Origin of the sequence: Planctomyces sp. SH-PL62 (assembly GCF_001610895.1) — a bacterium.
GTDB lineage: Bacteria > Planctomycetota > Planctomycetia > Isosphaerales > Isosphaeraceae > Paludisphaera.
This window is the reverse complement of sequence record NZ_CP011273.1, coordinates 479,320-501,909: the sequence shown is the minus strand read 5'-3', so window position 1 is coordinate 501,909 and position 22,590 is coordinate 479,320. Positions and strand designations below refer to the sequence as shown.

Genomic DNA, 22,590 nt, shown 5'->3' with positions numbered 1-22,590 from the left:
CCCTCGCAGCCGTCCCCTCACCCTTCATCCGATCCCTTCGAATCAGGTCTGCGCGACGTCATGGATCCAGGCTTCAGCGTCAGTCTCAACCCGATCGCCCCCTGGCCGTGGCTCGTGGTCGGCTCGGCGGTCGTCGTCGCGCTGACGATCGCCGCCTACGCGCGGAAGCTTCGCGGCCCCGGCGCGCGCTGGCGGTGGCTGGCGCTGGGACTCCGGCTGTTCGCCGTCCTGCTCTGCCTGCTGGCGGCCATGCGGCCCTCGGTCATCCTCCAGCAGAAGAAGCAGCAGGCGGCCTCCGTCATCTTCCTGGTCGATTCCAGCTCCAGCATGAAGATCCAGGACGAGGCCAACAGCCAGCCCCGCTGGAAAGCCGCCGAGGAGGCCCTCAAGGCGGGCGTCGCGGCGGCCGAGAAGCTCGGCGGCGACCTGGAAGTCAAGACTTATCGGTTCGACTCCGCCCTCCGCGAGCCCAAGCCCGACGCGGCCGAAGCCAAGCCCGGGGCCGAAGCCAAGCCCGAAGCCGAAGCCGAAGCCAAAGCCGGGCCGACCCCGCCGAACCCGAGGGCCGCGAGACCCAGCTCGGCACGGCGCTGATGGAGCTGGACAAGCGGCAGGCGCAGGGCGCCCGCCGGATCGCCCGTCTGATCGTCCTGTCCGACTTCGGCTCGAACAACGGCGTCAATCCGCTGGTCGCGGCGCGGCGGTATCGGGATCAGCAGACCCCGGTCTCGACGGTCGTCCTCGGCACCCAGGGCGCCGGGGCCGGCTCGCGCGACGTGGCCGTCCGCGACATCGCCGCCGGGCCGACCGTCTTCGTCAAGAACAAGCTGGAGGTCCGGGGCGCGCTCTCCGCCCGCGGCTTCACCGGCGAGACGCTCGACGTGGAGCTGTTCGTCGAGGACCAGCCGACGGCCGTCGCCCGGACCAAGATCAAGATCCCCGAGGACGCCGACGCCGTCCCGATCACCGGCCTGAACTACATCCCCCAGACGCCCGGCGAGAAGAAGGTGACCCTCAAGGTCGCCCCTCGCGAGGGGGAGCTGGTGGTCTCGAACAACGAGATCAGCACGTTCGTCACCGTCCTCAGCGGCGGGCTCAACGTCCTGTTCCTCCAGGGGCCGAATTTCACCTGGGACTACCGCTACCTGATGAACGCCATCGCCACCTCGCCCGACATCGAGGTCAAGGGGGCCCTGATCCGGGCCCCGGCCGTGGGCGAGAAGGGGGAGCTGGCCGACGAGGAATTCACCCCGGGCCGGTACGACGTCTACATCCTCAGCGACATGGCCGCCAACTTCCTCACCCGCCCCCAGCAGCTTCTCCTGGCCGACGCGGTGAAGAAAGGGGCGGCCGGGCTGATGATGCTCGGCGGCCGCGCCAGCTTCGGCCCCGGCGGCTGGGGCCAGACCGACGTCGCCGACGTCCTCCCCGTGGAGGTCCACCCCGGCGACGGCGACATCGAGCCCCCCGGCGGCGTCAAGTTCACCCCCAACGCCGTGGGCCTCAACAGCTACCTGCTTCAGCTCGGCTCGGACCCGGCCGACACGGCCCGGATCTGGGAGCTGCTCCCCCCGCTCCAGGGCGCCAACCGCTTCGGCCGGCCCAAGCTCGGCGCCGAGATCCTCGGCACGGTCAACGGCGTCGACGCCGAGCCGATGATGCTCAGCATCGAGACCGGCCGGGGCCGCACTCTCGCCTACGGCGGCGACACCTGGCCCTGGGCCCGCACCGAGGTCGGCCGTCCCGCCCACCGGAAGTTCTGGCGACAGGCGATCTTCTGGCTGTCCCACAAGGAGAACCAGGGGAGCGACCAGATCAAGCTGAACCTCGATCGCCGTCGCGCCGCCGTGGGCCAGACCGTCGACCTGACCGTCACCGGCCGCGACGCCAAGGGCGCCCCCCTGACCGACGTCGTCTACGAGACGAAGGTGGAGCGCGAGGGGGAGCCCCCCGTCAGCGAGCCCGTCGAGCTCTACACCCGCGGCGACGAGTCCCGCGGCACCTACGCCGCCGTCGGCGAGCCCGGCGACTACAAGGTCACCGTGATCGGCAAGCGGAACGGCCAGGAAGTCGGCCGAGACACCGCCCGGTTCCTGGTCTACCAGGACGACCGCGAGCTGGAGAACCCCTCCGCCGACCCCGAACTCGCCCGCCAGATCGCCGAGATCACCTCCGGCGAGCCCGTCCCCCCCGAACAACTCGCCAAGCATCTCGCCGGCCTCGACAAGGCCGCCTTCACCGAATACGTCAGCCCGACCGAACACCGGATCTGGGACAACTGGCCCTTCTTCCTCCTCTTCACCCTCTGCCTCACCTTCGAATGGTGGCTCCGCAAACGCCACGGCTGGGTGTAGCGGGAGGCTCGGCGAAGGGCCGCGGAGTTTCAACGAAGGCGAAGGGGCCGTCATGAGCCTCGCGAGAGAGCGCGAACGGGCCGGACGCCTGGCGGCGCGAGACTTCGACGCGGCGATTCAGGTTGCGAGGAACCTGGAGGATCCGTGGTTTCGTTGCCAGGCCCTCGCCGATGTGGCCCGGTATGCGGCGGAGCCGAAGACGTTTCTCCGGGTGATCGATCAAGCTCTTGAAGCCGGCTGGAGCCTCGCGATTCCCAACCGCGCCGCGACGGTCGTCGCCTGGCCTGTCGCGGCCCTCGCGGAGCGGAGGCCGGCCGACCGTGCGGAGGCCGACCGCGTGGGCCGGACGTTGCGAGCGGCGGTCGCACGCGTCGCGAGCGTCGTCGCCCTGGAGCCCAGCCCCATCTCTCGCGCCGACGCCTTGTTAATCCACGTTCACGCCCTGTCGCCGAAGCGACTGGAGCTCAGGAACGAGGTGCTCGGACTGTTCGTGCAGGCGTGTCGCGACCCGAGGAACCGGAAAGGGCAGCGGCAGCTCGAACAGGCGGTGCTGGTGGTCGCCGGCGATGACGTCGACTCGGCGCTGGGGCTCGCCGCGTCGTTGAACGAGGGAAGGAGGACACGGGCCGTCGCCCTGATTCGGGACCGAGTCGCATGGCTCGGCCCGCGTTCGTTCTTCCATTCGTCGGGCCGAAACCCTTAACTCCGAAGCGCCCGATGATCCGGGCGCCTCGGGGTCCGGGCTCGATCAGTTGCCGCCGGCGTTCCGCTGCTGGAGGGCCTTCTGAAGCATGGCCGGGTCGAGCTTCAGGGGCTTGGACGGCTTCTTGGGCGGGGGGGGCGGGAGGTCTTCCTCCTCGTCGTCGCCGGGGCTGGTCAGGAGCGCCGCGTCGACTTCCGAGTCGGCCGGGGCGGGGGGGCTGCGGCGGCGCGGGTGCGGGGGCGGGGGATCGTCGGGGCCGCCTGGGCGCCCTCGGCCGGGAGCTTGGGCATCACGCCCGAGACGGCGAAGGGGATCGGGGCGTCGGCGCCGTCGGACTCGTCCTCGACCATGCCCTGGCCCGGGACGTACCGCATCGGGGGCACCTCGATGTGGCGGCGGGTCGGCGGCGGGGCGAAGGTGCCCCCCTCGGGGCCGATGGCCGGCGAGAGTTCGGCGGTCGACCGGCTGATGCGGCTCCGGTCGGCGGCGAAGGTTTCGTCGCCGTCGGAGTTCGTCCGCGCCGGCTCGCCGCTCAGCGGGTTCGGCGCGGGCCGGGAGCGAAGGTTGCTCACCCACGCGGCGAGGATCTGGTACGCCCGATCGTTCGACCCCGGGAAGATGGGCCGGGTGTTCGGCCCACTCCCGTGGGGCCGCAGCGAGCTGGCGAGCAACTCGCTATGGCCGGGGTTGTCGCGATCCACCAGTCGGAGCGTGGCGTCGAGGTTGGCCCGCAACGCCTCGAGCGACTGGTCCGACTTGTTCCTGAGGCGGACGAGCTGGAACGCGCCATCATAGCGCTCGTCATGGCACTTGGCGCAGTACGCTTGCAGGACCGGATGGACGTAGTTGTTGAACTCCTGGGCCCGCTTCAACGCCGCGTTGGGAGGGAGGTCGAAGATCGTGGGCAGGTCGCTGATGCCCATCCCCCGGCGCGCGCCGCGGACGACCGCCATGTCGAGCGCGGCGGGGCGGGGATCGACGACCTCGGCCCCGGCCTGCTGGACGCCGGCGTCCATCTCCCGCCGCCTCGCCAGGCGGGCGTCGGCCATCGCGATCGACGTCTTCATCGCCGTGGCGCGGATGTGCTTGGGGTCGAGCTTGAGGATCAGCTCCAGGTGCTCCTGGGCCTCGGCCGAGAGGCCGTTGGCGAGGCACCACTTGGCCAGCTTCTCCTGCTCGTCCATGTCGTCTTCGGGGACCTGGTCGCGCTTGTAGGCGTGGACTTCCTGCATCGTCGCGAAGATCCGCTCCACCTTCTTGCCGGGGAACGGCATCGCCCCGACGGGCTGGGTGATGATGACCTTGTCTTCCTCCGGGTCCTCCGTGACCACGCCCTGGATGAGCCGGCCGTCGGTGAGCAGGACGAACTTCACCGGGGGCGTCGCGGGCGCCGAAGCGGGAGCGGCGGCCGGGGCCGTCGTCTCGTCCGAGGCCTGCGCGGCCGGGGGGGCGTCGCCGGGCTCGACGGGATCCTGCCCCTTCCAGCCCGCGAGCCCCAGGGCGGAAAAGGCGACGACGATGAGCGTGCGATTCGACTTGATCATGACCGCAAGGCCCTATCACGGCGCCCGGGGGCCGACGGCTCCGGGCGGCGCGTCGAGAATTCGGATTGGAGGTGGTGGCCGGACGTTATCTCGGGCCCTACAATCCGTCAAGCCGAAGCGGCGACGCGAAATTCGATTATAAACCTTGAAGTTTCAAGACCTTTCATCCGAGGAAGCCCGGCCGTGACCGACGAATCCCCGATGCTCCGCGATCTGGTCGGCCAGGTGGTGGTCGTGGACCTGATCTCGACCTACGTCTGCCTGGGAACCCTCACCGGCGTCGATCCGCTCTTCCTGGAGCTGCGCGACGCCGACCTCCACGACTTCCGCGACGGCGCGGCCACGCGCGAGGTCTACGTCTACGAGTCCGTCAGCCTGGGGATCCGCCCCAACCGCTCCCGCGTCCTGCTCCGACTGGCCGACGTCGTGGCCGTCTCGCGGTTCGGCGAAGTGTCGATCGCCTGAGCCGCGCGAACGATCGCCGCCGGTTCCGGCGAACCGATCGGGGTCGACGACGTACCAAAGATCGTGAAAGATTTCGTCGCAGGAAGCGAAGGACCTCTCGCGCGGCCCCGTCGGGTTCCGTGAGGCGGCTTCGCGTTCGACGACTCGATTGGGCGCGGGACGACCCGCGCCGGGAAGGAAAGAAGGCCCATGTCATCGTCGCTTCGTTGGTCCGTCCCCCCGCTGCTCGCGGTCGCCCTCGCGTTCGCCTGGCCCGCCGCCGACGCGGCCGAGGTCCGCGACCGCGCCGGGATGTTCTCGCCGCAGGTCGTCAAGCAGGTCCAGGAGGACCTGAATCGGGTGGAGAAGCAGACCGGCGTCCCGATCCTGATCGAGACCGTCGACTCCATCCCCGACCTGGCGAGCGACGCCCCGTCCCGGATCAAGCTCCGCGCCATCAACGACCTGGCCGTCAAGCGCGACCGCGAGGTCGACGCCCAGGGGATCTACGTCCTGCTCTCGAAGAAGGACCGCGTGCTCTCCAACGTCCTGGTGCGGCAGAAGTACGCCGGCGCCCTCCCCGAAGCGACCCGGCTGAAGATCCGAGACGCCTTCATCGGCCCGTTCAAGGACGGCGACTATGACGGCGGACTCGCCGCCGCCGCCGTCGCGATCGACGCTGCGCTCCCGGACGGCCCCGTCGCCGCGGGCCGGGCCCCCGCCGGCCGCCGACTGGTCCCGGCCGCTCCCGCGCCCGGCCGCGTCGAGGTCGGCCGCCAGGCGCAGCAGCAGCCCCAGTTCGGGGTGGGCTCGCTGGTGATGATCGTCCTGGGCATCCTCGCCGTCCTGTTCGTCGTGCGGCTCCTCAGCGGGTCCCTCGGCGGCCAGCGCGGCGGCTACCCCCAGGGCGGGCCCGGCATGGGCATGGGTCCCGGCGCCGGCCCCGGTCCCGGCATGGGACCGGGCTACGGCGGCCCCGGCTACGGCGGGATGCCCGGCCGAGGCGGCTTCTTCTCCAGCATGCTCGGCGGCATCGGCGGCGCGATGGCCGGCAACTGGCTCTACGACCAGTTCTCGGGCCGACACTCCGGCCACCACAACGACGCCTCCGGCTACTCCCCGATGGGCGGCCAGACCGACCCCGGAGCCGACCCCTACGGCGACTCGATCATCGGCGGCAACGACGACGGCGGCCAGGGAGGCTCCTGGGGCGACTCCGGCGGCGGCGATTGGGGCGGCGGCGGCGATTGGGGCGGGGGCGACGACGGCGGCAGCTGGTGATCGCCAGACCCGCCGGTCCAGCCGCTTAACCAGGCCGCCGCACTGCGAGACGACCTGAATCTTGTCGAAATGAGGGGATGGGCTCGAACGCCGTCGGCGTTTCGCCCGTCCCCTTTTGCGTCCCTCCGTCGGACGGCGTCGGCTCAGAAATCCGTGAGCCACTGGGCCTGGAACAGCGTGCCGCTCTCGCCGGCGCGATAGCCGGTCAGGATGTTCTGCGCGGGGGAATCGATGATGCGAAGGACCTCGAACGTCATGCGCCAGGTGCGGGCGCCTCGGGGATACCAGTTCGCCCCCCCTCCGTATTCCTGGCCCCCGCCGAACTGCCCGCTCACGTAGGACGTGCGGGCGAAGGCCTCGAGCTTGCTGGGGATCAGGAAGTAGCCCGCCTCGAGCATCCCGCCGTGGTCGGCCAGCGAGCGGTAGGGGAGCCGTCCTCCCGTGTAGCGGAAGCCGTCGAGCCTTCGCAGGAAGTACTCGCCCGAGATCCCGAAGCCGCGATACTTGAGGGCCGCGTCGATCGTCCAGAGCTTGAAGTTGACGTCGGAGATCTCGACGCCGGGCGTGTTCGCGGCCAGCCGAGACAGGGGCGTGCCGTCGGAAAGCCGGATGATGGTGTTCTCGGGATTGTCCAGGTTGCCGAGGCCCAGGTCGCGATTGTGCTCTCGCGAGAACGCCGTGTTGAAGCCGAGCCGAGGGGTCAGCTTCTGGTGGTTCTCGATGTCCGACGTGCCCAGGCCGAACGGCCCTCGCGGCTCCCATCGGATGGTCCCGCCGAATCCCCCCGAAGGCCCCGAGGTCCCCGCGTTCTGGAGGAATCGGTTCAACGAGCCGACCCCCATGGCGACGTAGTGCAGGCCGGTGATCGGCTCGCCTTGCAACCAGACCCCCGGGCTGATGTTGGGGCGGAAGAACGTCGTCGCCATCGACCGATCGGCGCCGAGCGTATGGCGGAACGAGCTGATCCACTCGCGCGTGCCCGGCACGTTCCAGTTCCCGGCCCTCAGGTCGAAAGCCCGGTTGAACCGGTAGTTGATCCACCCCATGAAGACCGTATCGCTGAACGCGGTCGAGGAGAAGATCGTGGCGTTGAATTGGAGCCGGGGATCGATCCCATATCCCGTGAACACCACCCAGTTTCGGTTGACCTCGACCGTCTGAAAATTACGGACCGGCTGGCGGACACCCAGGGCGTCGACCCAGGAGTCCGTGGAGCGGGCGAAGTTGGTGTACCGCATCTGGGTGACGAGATCGAACCGCAGCTCGAACGGGACGCGCTGGGGGTCCTTGGGCCGGACCAGGACGTACGAGGCCAGCTCGTCGTCGTAATCGCCGACCAGGAACCGCGAAGGACCCGCGGCCGTCGTCCCCTCCAGCCGCCAGTCGTCCGGCGGCTCGTCGCCGATCTCCCTGGGTTCCGGGTCGATCCGCGACGGATCGGCGAGCCCCGCGCCGGCCGTCACCGGCTCGCCCTCGAACGCGGAGTCCAGCGGCGAGGACGGGGGCGAGGACGGGGGGAGGGGGGGATCGACGAGCCGGGCGACGCCGGTTCGATCCGTTGCAGCCGCCGGCTCAGGTCGTCGTACTTGCCGGTGACGTCGGCCAGACGATCGGCCAGCGACTCGTTCTGATCGGCCAGCGCCGCGTTCCGCCGCTCCAGCGCCTGGAGTTGCGTCGCGAGTCGCTCGACCGTGGCGGCGAGGTCGGGAGGCTGCGCCGGCGGTGCCTGCCCGACGGCCGCTTGCGTCCCCGAGAGGCCGAGGACGAGGCCGAATCCGATCGCCGTCCACGCTCGGAAGCGTGCGGCGTTCGAGCTGGGGCGGGCGATGCGGGTCGTGCGGGCCATCCGTGGTTCTCGCGTACCGCCCGACAGGAGCCGCCTCCGCCCGCCAACCGTCGCGGGGCTCCGTGATCGACGCCGAGAGCCTCCGTCGTCCGCATCATCGACCGAACCGGCGCGATCGATCGAGAAAAAACCTCGAATCCGCGCGATCGGGCCGCCGCGCGAGGCGACGGCCCCGATCGCCGAACGTCGCCGGCTCGCTTAGGGCTTCTTGAAGGTGATGTTCTTGTACCAGCAGTCCTGGCCGTGGTCCTGGAAGCCGAGGTAGCCGCTGCGGTCGAGCTTGCCGATGGCGACCTTCTCGAACTTGTGCTTCGAGCCGTCGGGACGCAGGCCGGGCTTGTCGAACTCGTCGAGGTCGATCTTGGAGACCTCGGTCCCGTTGATCGAGACGGCGATCCTGGGGCCCTTGGCGGTGATCGTCATGTGGTTCCACTCGCCGGCCGGCTTCTGGGCGTTCGACGTGGGCTTGACCAGGTCGTAGAAGGCGCCCGAATCGTGGTAGCCCTGGCCGGTGGTGTCGTCGAGGGCGATCTCGATGCCGGTGTAGACCGGATCCTTGAGGTCATTGACGCGGACGAAGACCCCGGAGTTGCAGCCCTTGCTGAGCTTGTAGTCGAAGTCGACGATGAAGTCGCCGAGCTTCTCCTCATAAGAGACGATGTAGCTCCCGGTGCCGTGGGGGTTGATCCCGTCCTCCTGGACGAATTTCGCGGGGAGCGGCTGGCCGTCGGTCAGGATCCAGCCCTTGGGGGTCTTGCCGTCGAAAAGCGGCCTGGCGTCGTCCGCGCCGAGGGCGAGCGCGGGGAGAAGGAAAGTCGCGAAGGCCGCGGCGGCCAGGAGCGTCGGTTTGCGGAACGTCATGATGGTGAGGACTCGCGGAGTAGGGGAGTGGGGGATGTCGGCGAGCGTTCCGCCACCCCTTTGCGGCGGCGCCGGTTCCGGCTAACGTAACATGCGGCGGTCCCGAATCCATCCCGCCGGCCCCCCCGCCGATTTCGAGGACCCCGCCCGGATTCCCCCCCGCCCGATCCCCGGAGCCCCCCATGGAACGGTTCCTCCACCGTCGCGACGCCCTGCGAGCCCGATTCGAAGCCCTTCGGCTCGACGCCCTGCTCGTGGTCGCCCCCACCAACGTCGCCTATCTGACCGGGTTCAGCGGCGACTCGTCCTACCTGCTGGTGGGCCGCGACCGGGACCTGATCGTCTCCGACGGCCGGTTCACCACCCAGCTCGAACAGGAATGCCCCGGCCTGGAAGCCTACATCCGGCCCAACGTCCAGAACATGAACAAGGCCGTCGCCCACGTCGTCGGCAAGCTCGGCGTCGGTGGGCTCGGGTTCGAGGCCGCCCATCTGAGCTTCGCCGACTGGGAGGCCCTCAAGGGGGAACTCGCCGGGACGGCCCTCGCCCCCACGACCGACCTCGTCGAGCCCCTCCGGGCCGTCAAGGACGACGACGAGATCGCCCGGATCCGCGAGGCCGTGGCCATCGCCCAGGACGCCTTTCTGAAGCTGAAAGGGGAGTTGAAGGCCGGGGAGACCGAGAAGGACGCGGCCGACCGGCTGGAGTCGCACATGCGGGGGCTGGGGGCGACCGGGACGAGTTTTTCGACGATCGTGGCGGTGGGCCGCCGGGCCGCGCTGCCGCACGCGAGGCCGACCGCCGAGACCCGAATCGGCGACGACGATTTCGTCCTGATCGACTGGGGGGCCTGCGGCCGATCCTACAAGAGCGACTTGACGCGGATGGTGGTTACCGGTAACGTCACTCCAGAATTTGAGAAGGTCTATCGCCTCGTCCTGGCGGCCCAGGAACGGGCCATCGCGGCGATCCGCCCCGGCGCCAGCGCCCAGGACGTCGACGCCGAAGCCCGCTCGTTCATCGAGCAAGCGGGATTCGGCCGATTTTTCGACCACGGCCTGGGCCACGGGATCGGCATGGACGTCCACGAGGGGCCTCGCCTGCGCCGGGAGTCGCCGACGATCCTGGAGCCGGGCATGGTGGTGACCGTCGAGCCGGGGATCTACCTCCCCGACTGGGGCGGGGTCCGCATCGAGGACGACGTGCTGGTCACCCCGGACGGGCGCGAGGTCCTCTCGAACCTCCCCAAGGGGCTCGACGCCGTGCGGCCCTGATCCACCCGAGACGAGGCGAGGCGAGGAGTCCGGCCCGTCCCGTACTCCGAGAGAGACGATCCCGCGACCCGCCCCCGCCCACCGGCGGCGGCCGTCGCGACACGATACAGGCAAGGGAAGCGGAGCGAAGGCATGGGCGATCAGGGTGCTGAAGACAAGGGCGGCGAGCCCTTGGACGTGAAGAAGGTCCACTACCTGGTCCGTCTGATGAAGCAGTACGACCTGAGCGACCTCGAGGTGACCGACGGCCCGTACCGGGTCCACCTCCAGCGTCGAGGGCCGGAGGTCGCCGCCGCGCCGGGATACGCCCCCCGTATCCGACCGCGTACGCCCCGCCGGCCCCGGCCGCCCCTGTCGCGCCCCGGGCCGACCCGGTCGCCGAGGCCCCGGCCGGGCCCAAGACCATCGTCATCGAGAGCCCGATGGTCGGCACGTACTACTCGTCCGGCTCGCCCGACTCCCCCCCGTTCGTGTCGATCGGGACCGCCGTGCAGCCCTCGACGACGCTCTGCATCATCGAGGCCATGAAGGTCTTCACCGACATCCCCGCCGGCGTCTCCGGCACCATCGCCGAGATCCTGGTCAAGAACGGCCAGCCGGTCGAGTTCGGCCAGCCCATGTTCCGCGTCGTGCCCGCCTGACCCGTCCGGCCCGCGTCGATCCCGAAGTACCCCGGCGGGCGCGCCCGTCGAGTCGAGGTGGTGAAGTTCGATGTTTCAGAGGATACTGGTCGCCAATCGCGGCGAGATCGCCCTCCGGGTCATCCGGGCGTGCAAGGAGATGGGCGTCGAGGTCGTGGCCGTCTACTCCCAGGCCGACCGCGACGCCCCCTACCTGGAACTGGCCGATCGCGCCATCTGCATCGGCAAGGGCGCCTCGGCCGACAGCTACCTGAACATCCCCCGGCTGATCGCCGCCGCCGAGGTCGCCGACGTCCAGGCGATCCACCCCGGCTACGGCTTCCTCAGCGAGAACCCCCAGTTCGCCGAGATCTGCCGGAGCTGCAACTTCGAGTTCATCGGCCCCCCTCATGAGGCCATCCGCAAGATGGGCCTCAAGACCGAGGCCAAGCTGATCGCCGCCCAGGCCAAGGTCGCCAGCGTCCCCGGCTCCGACGGCGCCGTGGAATCCGAGGCCGAGGCCGTCCGACTCGCCAAGGTCATCGGCTTCCCCGTCCTGATCAAGGCCGCGGCCGGCGGCGGCGGCAAGGGGATGCGCGTCTGCCGCGACGAGGCCACCCTCCCGGCCTCCATCCAGGCCGCCCGCAACGAGGCCCAGGCCGCCTTCAAGAACCCGTCGATCTACCTCGAGAAGTACATCGACCGCCCCCGGCACGTCGAGGTCCAGATCCTCGCCGACCTCCACGGCAACGTCGTCCACTGCTGGGACCGCGACTGCTCCCTCCAGCGCCGGCACCAGAAGCTCGTCGAGGAGGCCGCCGCGCAGCTCCCGCTGGAGGTCCGCGTCAAGCTCGGCGAGGCCGCCGTCCGCCTGGCGAAGGCCGTCGGCTACACCAACGCCGGCACCTGCGAGTTCCTCGTCGACGCCGAGAACAACTTCTACTTCATCGAGGTCAACGCCCGGATCCAGGTCGAGCACCCGGTCACCGAAGAGATCACCGGCATCGACCTCGTCCAGCAGCAGATCCGCATCGCCGCCGGCGAGCCCCTGCCGTTCCGCCAGGAAGACGTGAAGTCCGAGGGCCACTCGATCGAGGTCCGGATCAACTCCGAGGACCCCGAGCACGACTTCCGACCCTCCCCCGGCCGGATCACCGACCTGCGCGTCCCCGGCGGCCCCGGCGTCCGCTGGGACTCCCACATCCGCGCCGGCTACAGCATCCCCCCCAACTACGACTCCCTCGTCGGCAAGCTCATCGTCCACGCCCCCAGCCGCCCCCAGGCCATCAACCGGATGCGCCGGGCGCTCGACGAACTCGCCATCGAAGGCATCAAGACCACCATCCCCCTCCACCAACGCATCTTCCGCCACAAGGACTTCATCGACGGCAACGTCGACACCACCTGGGTGGAACGCGTCCTCATGCCGCCCAAAAAGCCTGCCTGAGACCGGCCCCCGCACGCCCTTGATCCTGCCGCGAGATCGACGCAGGTCGCATTCGGCCGCATCGACCCGACGCCACGATCCTCGGGAGGAGAGGGCGTCCCGATCCCGCCGAAAGCCAGGCGACCGTCCGGCGGGCCGCGACCTTCGCCCGCCGGACGGTCGAAGCTTCAGCGTTGCTGGTGGAGGACCTCCTCCAGCGCGAGCAGCTCCTTCGGGACGGCGACCTGGCACTCGATGAGTCGCGGGCCCTTCTCGGCGATCGCGGCCGCGAACTGGCGATGGAACTCCTCGGCGGTGCCGGCGCGGCTCGCGGGCACGCCGAGGCCCTTCGCCAGGGCGACCCAGTCCAGCGCCGGGTCGCCGAGTTCCAGCATCGACCTCATCTTCGCATTCAGCTCCCCCTCGCGGACGCGGGCCATCTCGAGGCCGAGGATCGCGTAGGCGTCGTTCTTGAGGACGACCACCACGACGTCGGCGTTCTCGCGAGCCATCGACCACAGGGCGTGGACGGTGTACATGCCGCTGCCGTCCGCCTGGACCGCGACGACCTTGCGGCCGGGGCAGGCGACGGCCGCCCCCAGGGCCATGGGCAGGCCGCCGCCGATCGCGCCGCCGGTGGCGGGGTTGAGATAGTCGTGCGGTCGGGCCCCCCTGGTCGCCGCCTGGATGGGCGCGGCGTTCGTGGCCGCCTCGTCGACGAGGATGGCGTCGGCCGGCATCAGCTCGCTCAGCGTCCGCCCGATGGCATCCGCCGTCAGCTCGCCGGAAGGGGACGCCGACGCCGGAGTACGGGCCTGGCGGATCGGCGGCGTGCCGAGGGCGTCGACCGCCTCGGCGAGCGAGCGGAGCGCCGTCTCGAGATCCTGGTCCTCCGAGGCCGGCGTGAACAGCTCGCACCCCGGTGCGCTCTTGAGGGTGGGCTTGTCCTTGTAGGCGAAGGTCGCGACCGGCAGCCTCGCGCCGAGGAAGACCAGCTGCTGGTACGACTCCAGGTACTTGATGCCGATCTCAAGCTCATAGGGGATCAGGTCCACCGGCGGGCGTCCCTCGCCGCGCGAGAGATAGCGCGAGGGGAACGTCTCCGCGAGCAGGACGGCGCCGGTCCTGGCCGCGATCCGGCCGGCCAGCTCCAGCGCCTCGCCCTGGAGGGCGAGCCCCCCCAGCACGAGCCCGGTCTTCTTCCCGTTCGCGAGGAGTTCGGCGGCCCGTTCGATCGCCTCCGCGGCGGCCCGGGGCCGTCCCGCCGGCGGGGGCGGCGTCGGCGGCGGGACGGCCTCCTCCCAGTGGCGATCGTTGGGCGCCACGATGGTGCAGACCTTGCCCGTCTTGGCGAGCGCCGCCGCCTCCACGCCGAGTTCGCCGAGATGGCTGGCGCTTCGCGCCTCGCCGCACCAGTGCGAGACCACGCGGGCGATGTCGGAGACGCGGCCGTTGACCAGCTCATGCTCCGGGAAGTTGGCCTGGTGGTACGAGGCGTTCACGCCGACGACGTTGACGATCGGCGTATTCGCCCTCGCCGCGTTCTGCAGCATGGCCACGCCGTTGCCGAACCCGCAGGCCACGTGCAGGAGCGCGACGGCCGGCGTCCCCTTCATGCGGCCGTACCCGTCCGCGGCGCCGGTGACCACGTCCTCCTGGAGGCACAGGATCGGACGTATCGCGTCGGTCAGGCCGATCTCGTAGACGAGCTGCATCTCGGACGTGCCGGGGTTCGCGAAGCAGGTCGTGACCCCCGCGTCCACCAGCGACTTGAACAAGCTCCGGGCCCCGTTCATCGCGACTTCATGGGATCGGCTCATGACGGCGGACCTCCTCGTTCGTCAGATGGCGTCAGGACACGTTCGAATCGACTTCCGGCATCACCCGGCCCATCTCCATGGCCTGTCCGGGCCCCACCTCCTGCAACCCGACCACGATCTGCTCGTCCAGCGCCCCCGTCGCCCCCTTGACCAGCGTCCAGAGGCTCGTCAGGAGCCGGTGCTTGTAGTCCGCCGAGCGTCCGCTCCGGATCGCGGCCGTCAGGGCGACCAGAGGCCCCGCCTCTCCGGCGTTGAAGCCGCTCCCGGGCGCGTATTCCTGGAAGACGACGTGGACCCAGTCCTTCGGCACCGCCGAAAGCTCGACGTGGAGCGCGGTGATCTCGGCCGCGAGGCTCGCCTTCGCCGTCTCGTCGACCGAACCCGACTGAATAACGATTGTATACATGGGCATTTTTCGACACCTTCCCTCGAGAATTCGGACGGGCCTCGCGGCTATCCAACCTATTCCGCGTGCAAAAGCGGCGAGGCCCTTCATCGATTCTCGGCGGTGCGAGGCCGGCCGCATCGCGGTCGGACGCGGGAGAGGGAGCGACGTCCCGGCGGGCGCGACCCATCCGTGCCGCGGGCGCGCCTCTTTGGGGCGACGACCATGAAAGAAAGTCGACCGGCTGACCCTGACGGCGACCACGGGCCTCATCCTCGCGACGGCCACGACGGCCGCCGAGGCGCCCGACGACGAGCCCCGGCTGGAGGCCCGCGCCGGGCCTTCGCGGTCGGACGTGGACGCGGCGACGCTCGTCCAGACGCGCCGGATGGGTCGCGGATGCGGGCCGCGCACTCCACGGGGAGAGCCTTTCAGGCGCCTGGCCGACTTCGAGCCCCTCGTCCGGAGGGTTCGGCGGCCGCACGAGCTTCGCGCGCGACGGGAACACGCCGTTCGGGCTCGACTCAGCGGCCCTCGCCCCGGCGGGCGGCCTCGATCATGGCGATGTCGAGCTTCCCCATCGTCATCATCGCCTCCATGGCGCGCTTCGCGGCGGCGCGATCTGGGTCGGTCGTCGCCGCGAGCAGCGCGCGGGGGGTGATCTGCCAGGAGAAGCCCCAGCGATCCTTGCACCAGCCGCAATGGCTCTCCTGGCCGCCGTTGCTGACGATCGCGTCCCAGTAGCGGTCGGTTTCTTCCTGGTTCTCGGTCAGGACCATGAAGCTGACCGCCTCGTTCGGCTTGAACATCGGCCCGCCGTTCAGGCCGATGAACGACTGGCCCAGCACGGTGAACTCGACGGTGAGCTCCTCGCCCGCCTTCGCCGACGGATTGTCCGTCGCGGAGGCGTAGGCGCTCCCGACCCGGCTGTCGGGGAACACGCTCGCGTAGAACTCGGCCGCCTCGCGGGCCTGGCCGCGGTCGAACCAGAGGCATGTCATCATTTTGCTCACGTTTGCTCTCCTCGCGTGCGGTCGACGAGCGCGAAGGCGACGCCCTGGAACTTCCACGGCTGGGCCTCGACCGGCCGCAACGGAGCCGGGATCCTACTGGATTCGATGAGGCGCGCCTCCACCATTCCGACCGGACTTCACGCGCGTCCCGAGGGAGAGACCTCGTCCGGGCGCTCGGGACGGGGGCCGCGGGCGAGTCGCGGCCGATGCACGGACCCAGCGGCGTCCCGACCCTCCAGGCCCTCCCTTCGCTTGCTCGGCCGACGACCGCCCCCCCACCTTCGAGTGCACGCCGGACCTGCGGCCGTCTAAAACCGATGTCTCCATATCTTCACGCCTTGTTCATATTCCGGCCGATATGAACTCGGTCGAGATTCGGGCGAATTATCTTGCTACATCTCCGCATGAGACTTAACCTCGTCCGACGTCAGACCTCTCCCTGATTCAATGCTGCTTATCTTTGATTGAAACGTGGACTCGACCGAGCCCGGGATTCCCCTGGAGGAATCCGCAAGCTCGCGTGATGAGGCGAGGGTCCGTTCGAAGCGCTTCCCGGGTTGCTGAGGATTGAGAAGGGGCGTCGAGCCTGATGCGCCACCTGCCTGGCACCGGTCCGCAATGACATCCAGGTGGACCTGCGGCCGGCCCAAGAACCGTTGATCGTTTCTTATCCTCCACACCGACAATACTATGCAATTAGGTGAGCCACTACCGATGCATCAACTTCGGCCGTCAGCGGTGCGCCTCGCCGTCGTGATCTCGCTCGGTCTCCTCCAAGGCTGCGGTTGGGGCGCCCCGAAGCCGCCGACGCCCGCCCAGACCTTGAAGGCCGACACGCAGACGCAGGACGCCATGAGGGCGCACTACGGCAACATGATCGGGGACAAGGCCAAGTCCCAGTCCAGGCGGCCGTCGCGGTCGCGCTGAGCGCCAGCAACCTCGCACCCCGGAACGCAGGGGGCCCTTGCGACGCCGTTCGTCCTCGGGCCGCCTGTCGCAGCCGTCCCCCCCGGACCGCGGGATCAAGCTCGGTGGTTTGGGCGCGCCCGGACGTCGAGGCGGGCTTCGGGGCGGTGGACGCGGGGGCCGACGAATCGTTCTCGCCGTCATCCCTTTTTCCCAACTCCGAGCTGAGGAGACCTCCCGTGCGTCAAATCCGTCGCGGTTTCACCCTGATCGAATTGCTCGTGGTGATCGCCATCATCGCCGTCCTGATCGCGCTGCTCCTGCCGGCCGTGCAGTCGGCTCGCGAGGCTGCGCGTCGGGCCCAGTGCGTGAACAACCTCAAGCAATTCGGCCTGGGGTTGCACAACTATCACCAGACCGTCGGGTCCTTCCCGATGATGACCGCCATCGCCTATAGCGACCCCGGCGTCCAGACGAACTGGGGCACCTTCGGCGCGCACGCTTACCTCCTGCCTTACCTCGAGCAGACCCCGCTGTACAACTCCTGCAACTTCGACCTCGCATGCTATCCGCGGACGCCCGCATATTCGGACCTGACCTGGAGCAATGCGACGGTGTGGGACACCAAGGTCTCCGCGTTCATGTGCCCGTCGGACGGGTACGTCGGCATCGAGAACTTCAACAACTATTTCGGCAACATCGGCACCGGGACCGACACGACGTCCTCCAACTCCAACGGCCTCTTCGCCAATCAGTCGGCGTATGGGATCGGCCACGTCACGGACGGCACTTCGAACACGATCGCCGCGACCGAGATGCTGGTGGGCGCGGGCGGATCCTGGGACGAGAAGACGGGCGCCCTCAACTTCTCCGGCACCACCGAGAAGTACCGCTGGTACAAGTCCGGCCTCAGCGGCGCTCTGAACTACCGGGACGCCCGGCAGGACATCATCGGCGTCATGGGCATGGCGGCCACCTGCCAGGCGTCCATCTCGAGCCCAAGCTTCCGCACCAACACGGGCTACCGCTGGGCGCAGGGGACGGCGGGATTCACGTTCGTCAACATCATCATCCCTCCGATGTCGTCGCGGTTCACGTTCTCCGCCTGCCGCTGGGGCTGCAACGACGGCTGCGGGGCGGACACCGGCTCGCTCTTCGGGATCAGCAGCCATCACTCCGGCGGCGTGAACGTCGGCATGGCCGACGGCTCGGTCCGCTTCATCAAATCGTCCATCGACCAGAACACCTGGATGGCGCTCGGCTCGCGAGACGGCGGCGAGGTCGTCTCCGCGGACGGCTACTGACCGGACGCCGGGCCGGGCGGCGTCCGCGAGGCTCCGCCGGGCGCCGCGGGCCCGCTCGCGCCCGCGGCGGCCTCGTGCGGGTTCCGAGATTCTTCTTTCCCCGCTGAGACGATTCGCCGAGAGTTGACGCCATGTGAGGAAACCTTTCCTCCGGCGGAGAGCCCCCCATGGCGATCGAGCCCGGCCGAGTCAAGTTTCTGTTCCAGGCGGCCATCGAGCGGGACGACCCCGACGACCGGAGGGCGTTCGTCGAGCGCGAGGCCGGCGGCGACGCCGAGCTGCTCGCCCGCGTGCTCGCCCTCCTGGCCGCGTACGACGATCCACCCGACGCGCTGGATCGGCCCCTCGCGGCCGACGCCCAGGCGACCGTCGACACCGATCCCGCCACCCCGCCCGACTCCGCGCCGTCGCCGGGCCCGCCCGCCGTCGAGGAGGCCACCATCGGCCTCCGGTGCGGAGACGGCGTCGAACGCATCGACGACGTGATCGCCGGCCGCTACAGGCTCCGCCAGGAGATCGGCGAGGGGGGCATGGGTGCCGTCTACCTCGCCGAGCAGACGCGGCCGGTCCGGCGCCAGGTCGCCCTGAAGCTCATCAAGCCGGGGATGGACTCGCGGGCGGTGCTCGCCCGGTTCGAGTCGGAGCGGCAGGCGTTGGCGCTGATGGACCACCCCCACATCGCCAAGGTCCTGGACGCCGGGACCACCGAGCAGGGCCGCCCCTTCTTCGTCATGGAGCTGGTCAAGGGAGTCCCGCTGACGGACTTCTGCGACCAGCACCTGCTGGACGTGCCCGCCCGCCTGGCCCTGTTCTGCCAGATCTGCTCGGCCGTGCATCACGCCCACCAGAAGGGGATCATCCACCGCGACCTCAAGCCCTCGAACATCCTGGTCGAGAGCCACGACGGCAGGCCCATGCCCCGGGTGATCGACTTCGGCCTGGCCAAGGCCGTCAGCGGCATGCAGCTCTCGGAGGATCCGGCGTTCACCGGCCTGGGGATCGTGGCCGGCACCCCGCTGTACATGGCCCCCGAGCAGGCCGGCTTCAACGCCCTGGACGTGGACACCCGCGCCGACATCTACGCCCTGGGGGTGATCCTCTACGAGCTTTTGACCGGCTCGACCCCGATCCGGCGCGAAACCCTGAAGCGGGCCGCGATGGAGGAGATGCTCCGGTTGATCCGCGAGGAGGAGCCCGCCACGCCCTCGAGTCGGATCAGCACCTCGGAGGCCCTCCCGAACCTCGCGGCCCACCGCCAGATCGAGCCGGGCCGCCTCAGCCGCCTGGTGCGCGGCGACCTGGACTGGATCGTCATGAAGGCGCTGTCCAAGGAGCGCGACCGCCGCTACGCCTCGGCCATCGGCCTGGCCAACGACGTGGAGCGGTTCACCAACCACGAGCCCGTCTCCGCCGGCCCCCCGACGGCGGCCTACCGGATGCGGAAGTTCGTGCGCCGCAACCGGGGCCGGGTCGTCGCGGCGTCGCTGTTGCTGCTGGCCCTGGTCGGCGGGATCGTCGGCACGACGCTGGGGCTCCTGGAAGCGACCAGGCAGCGGGGCTTCGCGGAGACCGAGGCCGCCCAGAAGGAGGAGGCGCGCCAGGCCGAGGCGGACCAACGCCGGGAGGCCGAGACCCAGCGGCGGGCCGCCGTCGAGCAGCGTCGCCAGGCCGAGGCGCGGCTGGCCCAGGTCGAGAAGGCCAACGCCGTCCTCGGCTCGATCTTCATCGACCTGAACCCGCGATCCGCGGAGAAGGACGGCAAGCCGCTGTCGGCGCTCCTGGGCGAGCGGCTGGACCAGGCGACGGCGCAGATCGAAGGGGACGCGATCGGCGACCCGCTGGCCGTGGCGCGGATGCAGCTGGTCCTCGGCGACTCCCAGGCGGGCCTGGGCTATCCGGAGAAGGCGATCGCCCTGGTCACGAAAGCCAGGGCCACGTTCCTGGACAGGCTCGGCCCCGACCATCTCCACACCCTCGCCAGCCTGTTCGCCCTGGCCGAGTGCTACCGAGCCCTCGGCAAGCCCGACCTCGCCCTGCCGCTGTTCCAGCAGGCGCTGGCGGCGAGAACGAGGGTACTCGGCCCCGACCACCCCATCACGCTGCACAGCATGAACGGTTTGGCCATGGGCTACCGGGACGCCGGCAAGCTCGACCTCGCCCTGCCGCTGATGGAGCGGGCCCTGGCGGCGCAGAAGGCGAAGCTCGGCCCCGACGATCCCGCGACGTTCGTGAGCATGAACAACCTCGCCGCGGTCCATCGGGACATGGGCAGGATCGACCTCGCCCTGCCGTTGATGGAGCGGGCCCTGGCGGCGCGGGAGACGAAGCTCGGGCCCGACCACCCCGACACGCTCACGTTGATGAACAACCTCGCCACGGGCTACCAGGCGGTCGGCAAGCTCGACCTCGCCCTGCCGCTGCTGGAGCGGGCCCTGGCGGCGCGGGAGGCGAAGCTCGGGCCCGACCACCCCGGCACGCTGCTCACCATGAACAACCTCGCCGCGGGCTACGTCGACGCCGACAAGCCCGGCCTCGCCCTGCCGCTGATGGAGCGGGCCCTGGCGGCGCAGAAGTCGAAGCTCGGACTCGACCACCCCGAGACGCTGCTCACCATGAACAACCTCGCCTCGGTTTATCGGAACGTCGGCAAGCTCGACCTCGCGGTTCCGCTGCTGGAGCAGACGCTGGAGGCGCGGAAGGCGAAGCTCGGACTCGACCACCCCGACACGCTCAGGAGCATGAACGACCTGGCCGCTCTCTACCGGGACGCCGGCAAGCCCGATCTGGCGCGGCCGATGATGGAGCAGGCGCTGGAGGCGCGGAAGGCGAAGCTCGGACTCGACCACCCCGACACGCTCAAGAGCATGAACGACCTGGCCGGTCTCTACCGAGCCGCCGGCAAGCTCGACCTGGCGCGGCCGCTGATGGAGCAGGCGCTGGCGTCGGCCAGGTCGAAGCTCGGCCCCGACCACCCCATCACGCTCGCCGCCATGAACCAACTGGGCCTCGTCTACCAGTCCGCCGACAAGTTCGACCTCGCGCTGCCGATGATGGAGCAGGCGCTGGCGATGCGGAAGGCGAAGTTCGGCGACGACCATCCCGAGACGGTCATGAGCATGAACGACCTGGCCGCTCTCTACCGGATCGTCGGCAGGATCGACCTCGCACTCCAGCTCATGGAGCGGGCCCTGGCGGCGCGGGAGACGAAGCTCGGGCCCGACCACCCCGACACGCTCACGTTGATGAACAACCTCGCCACGGGCTACCAGACGGTCGGCAAGCTCGACCTCGCCCTGCCGCTGCTGGAGCGGACCCTGGCGGCGAGGAAGACGAAGCTCGGGCCCGACCACCCCGAGACGCTGCTCACCATGAACAACCTCGCCGCGGCATACCGGGACGTCGGCAAGCTCGACCTCGCCCTGCCGCTGCTGGAGGAGGCGCTGGCGGCGGCCAGGTCGAAGCTCGGGCCCGACCACCCCGACACCCTGCTCAGCATGAACAACCTGGCCTCGATTTATTGGTCGTCGAGGAGGCTCGATCGGTCGATCCCGCTGTTCGAGGAGGTCCTCAAGCTGCGGATGGCCAAGTTCGGGGCCGACCACCACGAGACCTGGCTGGTCAAGGCGAACCTGGGCGTGAATTATCGGGACGCCGGGCGGCTGGACGAGGCCCTGCCCCTGCTGGAAGGGGCGGCCGCGGCGAGCCGTCGTTTACCCATGTTGAGCTGGGTCGCGCCGGAGCTCCTCCAGCTCCTCGCCCGGACCGGCCGGGCCGAGAAGGCCAGGGCCGTCGCCGAGGAAGTCCTGGCCCAGGGGCGTGCCGCCATGCCCGCGGGGAGCCCCCAGCTGGCCGCGCACCTCTGCTCCATCTCGCTGGCCCTCCTCGCCGTGAAGGCCTACGACCAGGCCGAGCCGCTCCTGCGCGAGGCCCTGGCGATCCGCGAGAAGGCCGATCCCGACGCCTGGACGACGTTCAACACGAAGTCGATGCTCGGCGGGGCCCTGCTCGGCCAGGCGAAATCCGCCGAGGCCGAGCCGCTGTTGCGGGACGGCTACGACGGGATGAGGCGGCGGACGGACAAGATCCCGCCGCAAGGCAAGGCCCGCGTCGTCGAGGCGCTCGACCGGCTCATCGTGCTGGCCGAGGCCGCCGGGAAGGACGAGGACGCGAAGGCCTGGCGGGCCGAGCGCGAGAAGGCGGCGGCCGACGCCCCGAAGCCGGAAGGCGACGGGAAATGAGCGCGGCCCCCGCGCCCGGCGGCTTCTTCCCCCAGGTCTACGACGAGCTGCGCAGGCTGGCCGCGGCGCGGCTGGCGGGCGAGGCGGACGGGCGGTCGCTCGACGCCACCGCGCTGGTCCACGAGGCCTACCTGCGGCTGGGGGACGCGGCGTTCTCCGATCGCAGCGGCTTCTTCCGCGCCGCGGCCGTCGCCATGCAACGGATCCTGGTGGACCACGCCCGGCGGAGGCGGGCCAGGAAGCGGGGCGGGGGGGCCCGGACCGTCGCCCTGGACAACCTCGGCGCCTCCCTCGGCGCCGACTCCGACCTCCTGCTGGACGTCGACGAGGCCCTGGCCCGACTGGCCGCCGAGGACCCGACCTCGGCCGAGATCGCCCGCTTCCGCCTGTTCGCGGGCCTGACGATCGAGGAGGCCGCCGAGGCGATGGGCGTTTCCCGCGCCACGGCCTTCCGCGAGTGGGCCTACGCCCGGTCCTGGCTGGCCACCGCGCTGGGCCCTCCCCGTTGATCGGCCGACGTCCGAGCCTCGGCCCGCCTCGATCACCGAGGATTGGGTGCCCCGGCAAAGGC

Annotated in this window: 19 protein-coding genes; 12 read left to right on the top strand and 7 right to left on the bottom strand. The window is 70.1% G+C overall.

The window, feature by feature from the left end; genetic code table 11:
• Positions 1-60 precede the first annotated feature (60 nt).
• The 3 genes from VT85_RS28165 to VT85_RS01915 are packed head-to-tail and all read left to right on the top strand — an operon-like array spanning position 61 to position 3,057.
• A complete protein-coding gene (locus VT85_RS28165; protein WP_197491043.1) occupies positions 61-594 on the top strand; it encodes a hypothetical protein in 534 nt (177 codons plus the stop codon).
• Positions 594-2,354: a glutamine amidotransferase gene (locus VT85_RS29730; RefSeq protein WP_197491042.1), complete on the top strand. Its 1,761-nt coding sequence runs from the start codon at positions 594-596 to the stop codon at positions 2,352-2,354. The genes VT85_RS28165 and VT85_RS29730 overlap by 1 nt, the downstream gene beginning before the upstream one ends.
• Positions 2,355-2,406: 52 nt before the next feature.
• On the top strand, positions 2,407-3,057 hold the full coding sequence (locus VT85_RS01915; protein ID WP_068409702.1) for a hypothetical protein: 651 nt from the start codon (positions 2,407-2,409) through the stop codon (positions 3,055-3,057).
• A 173-nt stretch (positions 3,058-3,230) separates the two neighbouring features.
• On the opposite strand, the gene VT85_RS01910 is transcribed toward VT85_RS01915, so the two are convergent.
• Positions 3,231-4,601, bottom strand: a complete 1,371-nt coding sequence (locus VT85_RS01910) for a hypothetical protein (protein ID WP_068409701.1) — start codon at positions 4,599-4,601, stop codon at positions 3,231-3,233.
• Between the two features lie 183 nt (positions 4,602-4,784).
• Between VT85_RS01910 and VT85_RS01905 the strand changes: the two genes are divergently transcribed.
• Positions 4,785-5,066, top strand: a complete 282-nt coding sequence (locus tag VT85_RS01905) for a hypothetical protein (protein ID WP_197491041.1) — start codon at positions 4,785-4,787, stop codon at positions 5,064-5,066.
• 189 nt (positions 5,067-5,255) lie between these two features.
• Entirely contained in the window at positions 5,256-6,326 is a 1,071-nt protein-coding gene (locus VT85_RS01900) for a TPM domain-containing protein (RefSeq protein WP_068409700.1), read from the top strand.
• A gap of 143 nt (positions 6,327-6,469) precedes the next feature.
• On the opposite strand, the gene VT85_RS01895 is transcribed toward VT85_RS01900, so the two are convergent.
• From VT85_RS01895 to VT85_RS01885, 3 genes are all read right to left on the bottom strand, one after another.
• Complete coding sequence (locus VT85_RS01895) at positions 6,470-7,789, bottom strand: hypothetical protein (protein ID WP_068409699.1); 1,320 nt, start codon at positions 7,787-7,789, stop codon at positions 6,470-6,472.
• Positions 7,786-8,172, bottom strand: a complete 387-nt coding sequence (locus VT85_RS01890; protein ID WP_068409697.1) for a hypothetical protein — start codon at positions 8,170-8,172, stop codon at positions 7,786-7,788. The genes VT85_RS01895 and VT85_RS01890 overlap by 4 nt, the downstream gene beginning before the upstream one ends.
• 198 nt (positions 8,173-8,370) lie before the next feature.
• The gene (locus VT85_RS01885; RefSeq protein WP_068409695.1) at positions 8,371-9,033 is read right to left on the bottom strand and encodes a DUF1080 domain-containing protein; all 663 of its coding nucleotides are present in this window, start codon (positions 9,031-9,033) and stop codon (positions 8,371-8,373) included.
• A 182-nt stretch (positions 9,034-9,215) separates the two neighbouring features.
• On the opposite strand from VT85_RS01885, the gene VT85_RS01880 reads away from it, so the two are divergent.
• From VT85_RS01880 to accC, 3 genes are all read left to right on the top strand, one after another.
• The gene (locus VT85_RS01880) at positions 9,216-10,307 is read left to right on the top strand and encodes a M24 family metallopeptidase (protein WP_068409694.1); all 1,092 of its coding nucleotides are present in this window, start codon (positions 9,216-9,218) and stop codon (positions 10,305-10,307) included.
• Positions 10,308-10,729: 422 nt separating this feature from the next.
• Entirely contained in the window at positions 10,730-10,948 is a 219-nt protein-coding gene (locus VT85_RS28160) for an acetyl-CoA carboxylase biotin carboxyl carrier protein (RefSeq protein ID WP_197491040.1), read from the top strand.
• A gap of 70 nt (positions 10,949-11,018) precedes the next feature.
• On the top strand, positions 11,019-12,374 hold the full coding sequence (gene accC / locus VT85_RS01870; RefSeq protein WP_068409692.1) for an acetyl-CoA carboxylase biotin carboxylase subunit: 1,356 nt from the start codon (positions 11,019-11,021) through the stop codon (positions 12,372-12,374).
• A gap of 167 nt (positions 12,375-12,541) precedes the next feature.
• Here accC and VT85_RS01865 read toward each other — a convergent pair whose 3' ends face one another.
• The 3 genes from VT85_RS01865 to VT85_RS01855 form a co-directional block, all read right to left on the bottom strand.
• A complete protein-coding gene (locus VT85_RS01865) occupies positions 12,542-14,173 on the bottom strand; it encodes an acetolactate synthase large subunit (protein WP_068409690.1) in 1,632 nt (543 codons plus the stop codon).
• Positions 14,174-14,204: 31 nt separating this feature from the next.
• Positions 14,205-14,579, bottom strand: coding sequence for a tautomerase family protein (locus VT85_RS28155; RefSeq protein WP_068409688.1), 375 nt, complete (start codon positions 14,577-14,579; stop codon positions 14,205-14,207).
• Between the two features lie 503 nt (positions 14,580-15,082).
• Complete coding sequence (locus VT85_RS01855) at positions 15,083-15,562, bottom strand: VOC family protein (protein ID WP_231871499.1); 480 nt, start codon at positions 15,560-15,562, stop codon at positions 15,083-15,085.
• Between the two features lie 723 nt (positions 15,563-16,285).
• Between VT85_RS01855 and VT85_RS01850 the strand changes: the two genes are divergently transcribed.
• From VT85_RS01850 to VT85_RS01835, 4 genes are all read left to right on the top strand, one after another.
• The gene (locus VT85_RS01850; protein WP_156512622.1) at positions 16,286-16,498 is read left to right on the top strand and encodes a hypothetical protein; all 213 of its coding nucleotides are present in this window, start codon (positions 16,286-16,288) and stop codon (positions 16,496-16,498) included.
• 218 nt (positions 16,499-16,716) lie between these two features.
• Positions 16,717-17,781, top strand: coding sequence for a DUF1559 domain-containing protein (locus VT85_RS01845; RefSeq protein ID WP_082858903.1), 1,065 nt, complete (start codon positions 16,717-16,719; stop codon positions 17,779-17,781).
• A gap of 167 nt (positions 17,782-17,948) precedes the next feature.
• Positions 17,949-22,019, top strand: a complete 4,071-nt coding sequence (locus tag VT85_RS01840) for a serine/threonine-protein kinase (protein ID WP_068409676.1) — start codon at positions 17,949-17,951, stop codon at positions 22,017-22,019.
• On the top strand, positions 22,016-22,528 hold the full coding sequence (locus VT85_RS01835) for an ECF-type sigma factor (protein ID WP_068409670.1): 513 nt from the start codon (positions 22,016-22,018) through the stop codon (positions 22,526-22,528). Before VT85_RS01840 ends, VT85_RS01835 begins: the two co-directional genes overlap by 4 nt.
• Positions 22,529-22,590 lie beyond the last annotated feature (62 nt).

Bases quoted from the DNA above. Each gene is read 5' to 3' on its own strand.
- VT85_RS28165 (WP_197491043.1), top strand. From the start codon at position 61: ATGGATCCAGGCTTCAGCGTCAGTCTCAACCCGATCGCCCCCTGGCCG.
- VT85_RS29730 (WP_197491042.1), top strand. From the start codon at position 594: ATGGAGCTGGACAAGCGGCAGGCGCAGGGCGCCCGCCGGATCGCCCGT.
- VT85_RS01915 (WP_068409702.1), top strand. From the start codon at position 2,407: ATGAGCCTCGCGAGAGAGCGCGAACGGGCCGGACGCCTGGCGGCGCGA.
- VT85_RS01910 (WP_068409701.1), bottom strand. From the start codon at position 4,601: ATGATCAAGTCGAATCGCACGCTCATCGTCGTCGCCTTTTCCGCCCTG.
- VT85_RS01900 (WP_068409700.1), top strand. From the start codon at position 5,256: ATGTCATCGTCGCTTCGTTGGTCCGTCCCCCCGCTGCTCGCGGTCGCC.
- VT85_RS01890 (WP_068409697.1), bottom strand. From the start codon at position 8,172: ATGGCCCGCACGACCCGCATCGCCCGCCCCAGCTCGAACGCCGCACGC.
- VT85_RS01885 (WP_068409695.1), bottom strand. From the start codon at position 9,033: ATGACGTTCCGCAAACCGACGCTCCTGGCCGCCGCGGCCTTCGCGACT.
- VT85_RS01880 (WP_068409694.1), top strand. From the start codon at position 9,216: ATGGAACGGTTCCTCCACCGTCGCGACGCCCTGCGAGCCCGATTCGAA.
- VT85_RS28160 (WP_197491040.1), top strand. From the start codon at position 10,730: ATGGTCGGCACGTACTACTCGTCCGGCTCGCCCGACTCCCCCCCGTTC.
- accC (WP_068409692.1), top strand. From the start codon at position 11,019: ATGTTTCAGAGGATACTGGTCGCCAATCGCGGCGAGATCGCCCTCCGG.
- VT85_RS01865 (WP_068409690.1), bottom strand. From the start codon at position 14,173: ATGAGCCGATCCCATGAAGTCGCGATGAACGGGGCCCGGAGCTTGTTC.
- VT85_RS28155 (WP_068409688.1), bottom strand. From the start codon at position 14,579: ATGTATACAATCGTTATTCAGTCGGGTTCGGTCGACGAGACGGCGAAG.
- VT85_RS01855 (WP_231871499.1), bottom strand. From the start codon at position 15,562: ATGATGACATGCCTCTGGTTCGACCGCGGCCAGGCCCGCGAGGCGGCC.
- VT85_RS01850 (WP_156512622.1), top strand. From the start codon at position 16,286: ATGCATCAACTTCGGCCGTCAGCGGTGCGCCTCGCCGTCGTGATCTCG.
- VT85_RS01840 (WP_068409676.1), top strand. From the start codon at position 17,949: ATGGCGATCGAGCCCGGCCGAGTCAAGTTTCTGTTCCAGGCGGCCATC.
- VT85_RS01835 (WP_068409670.1), top strand. From the start codon at position 22,016: ATGAGCGCGGCCCCCGCGCCCGGCGGCTTCTTCCCCCAGGTCTACGAC.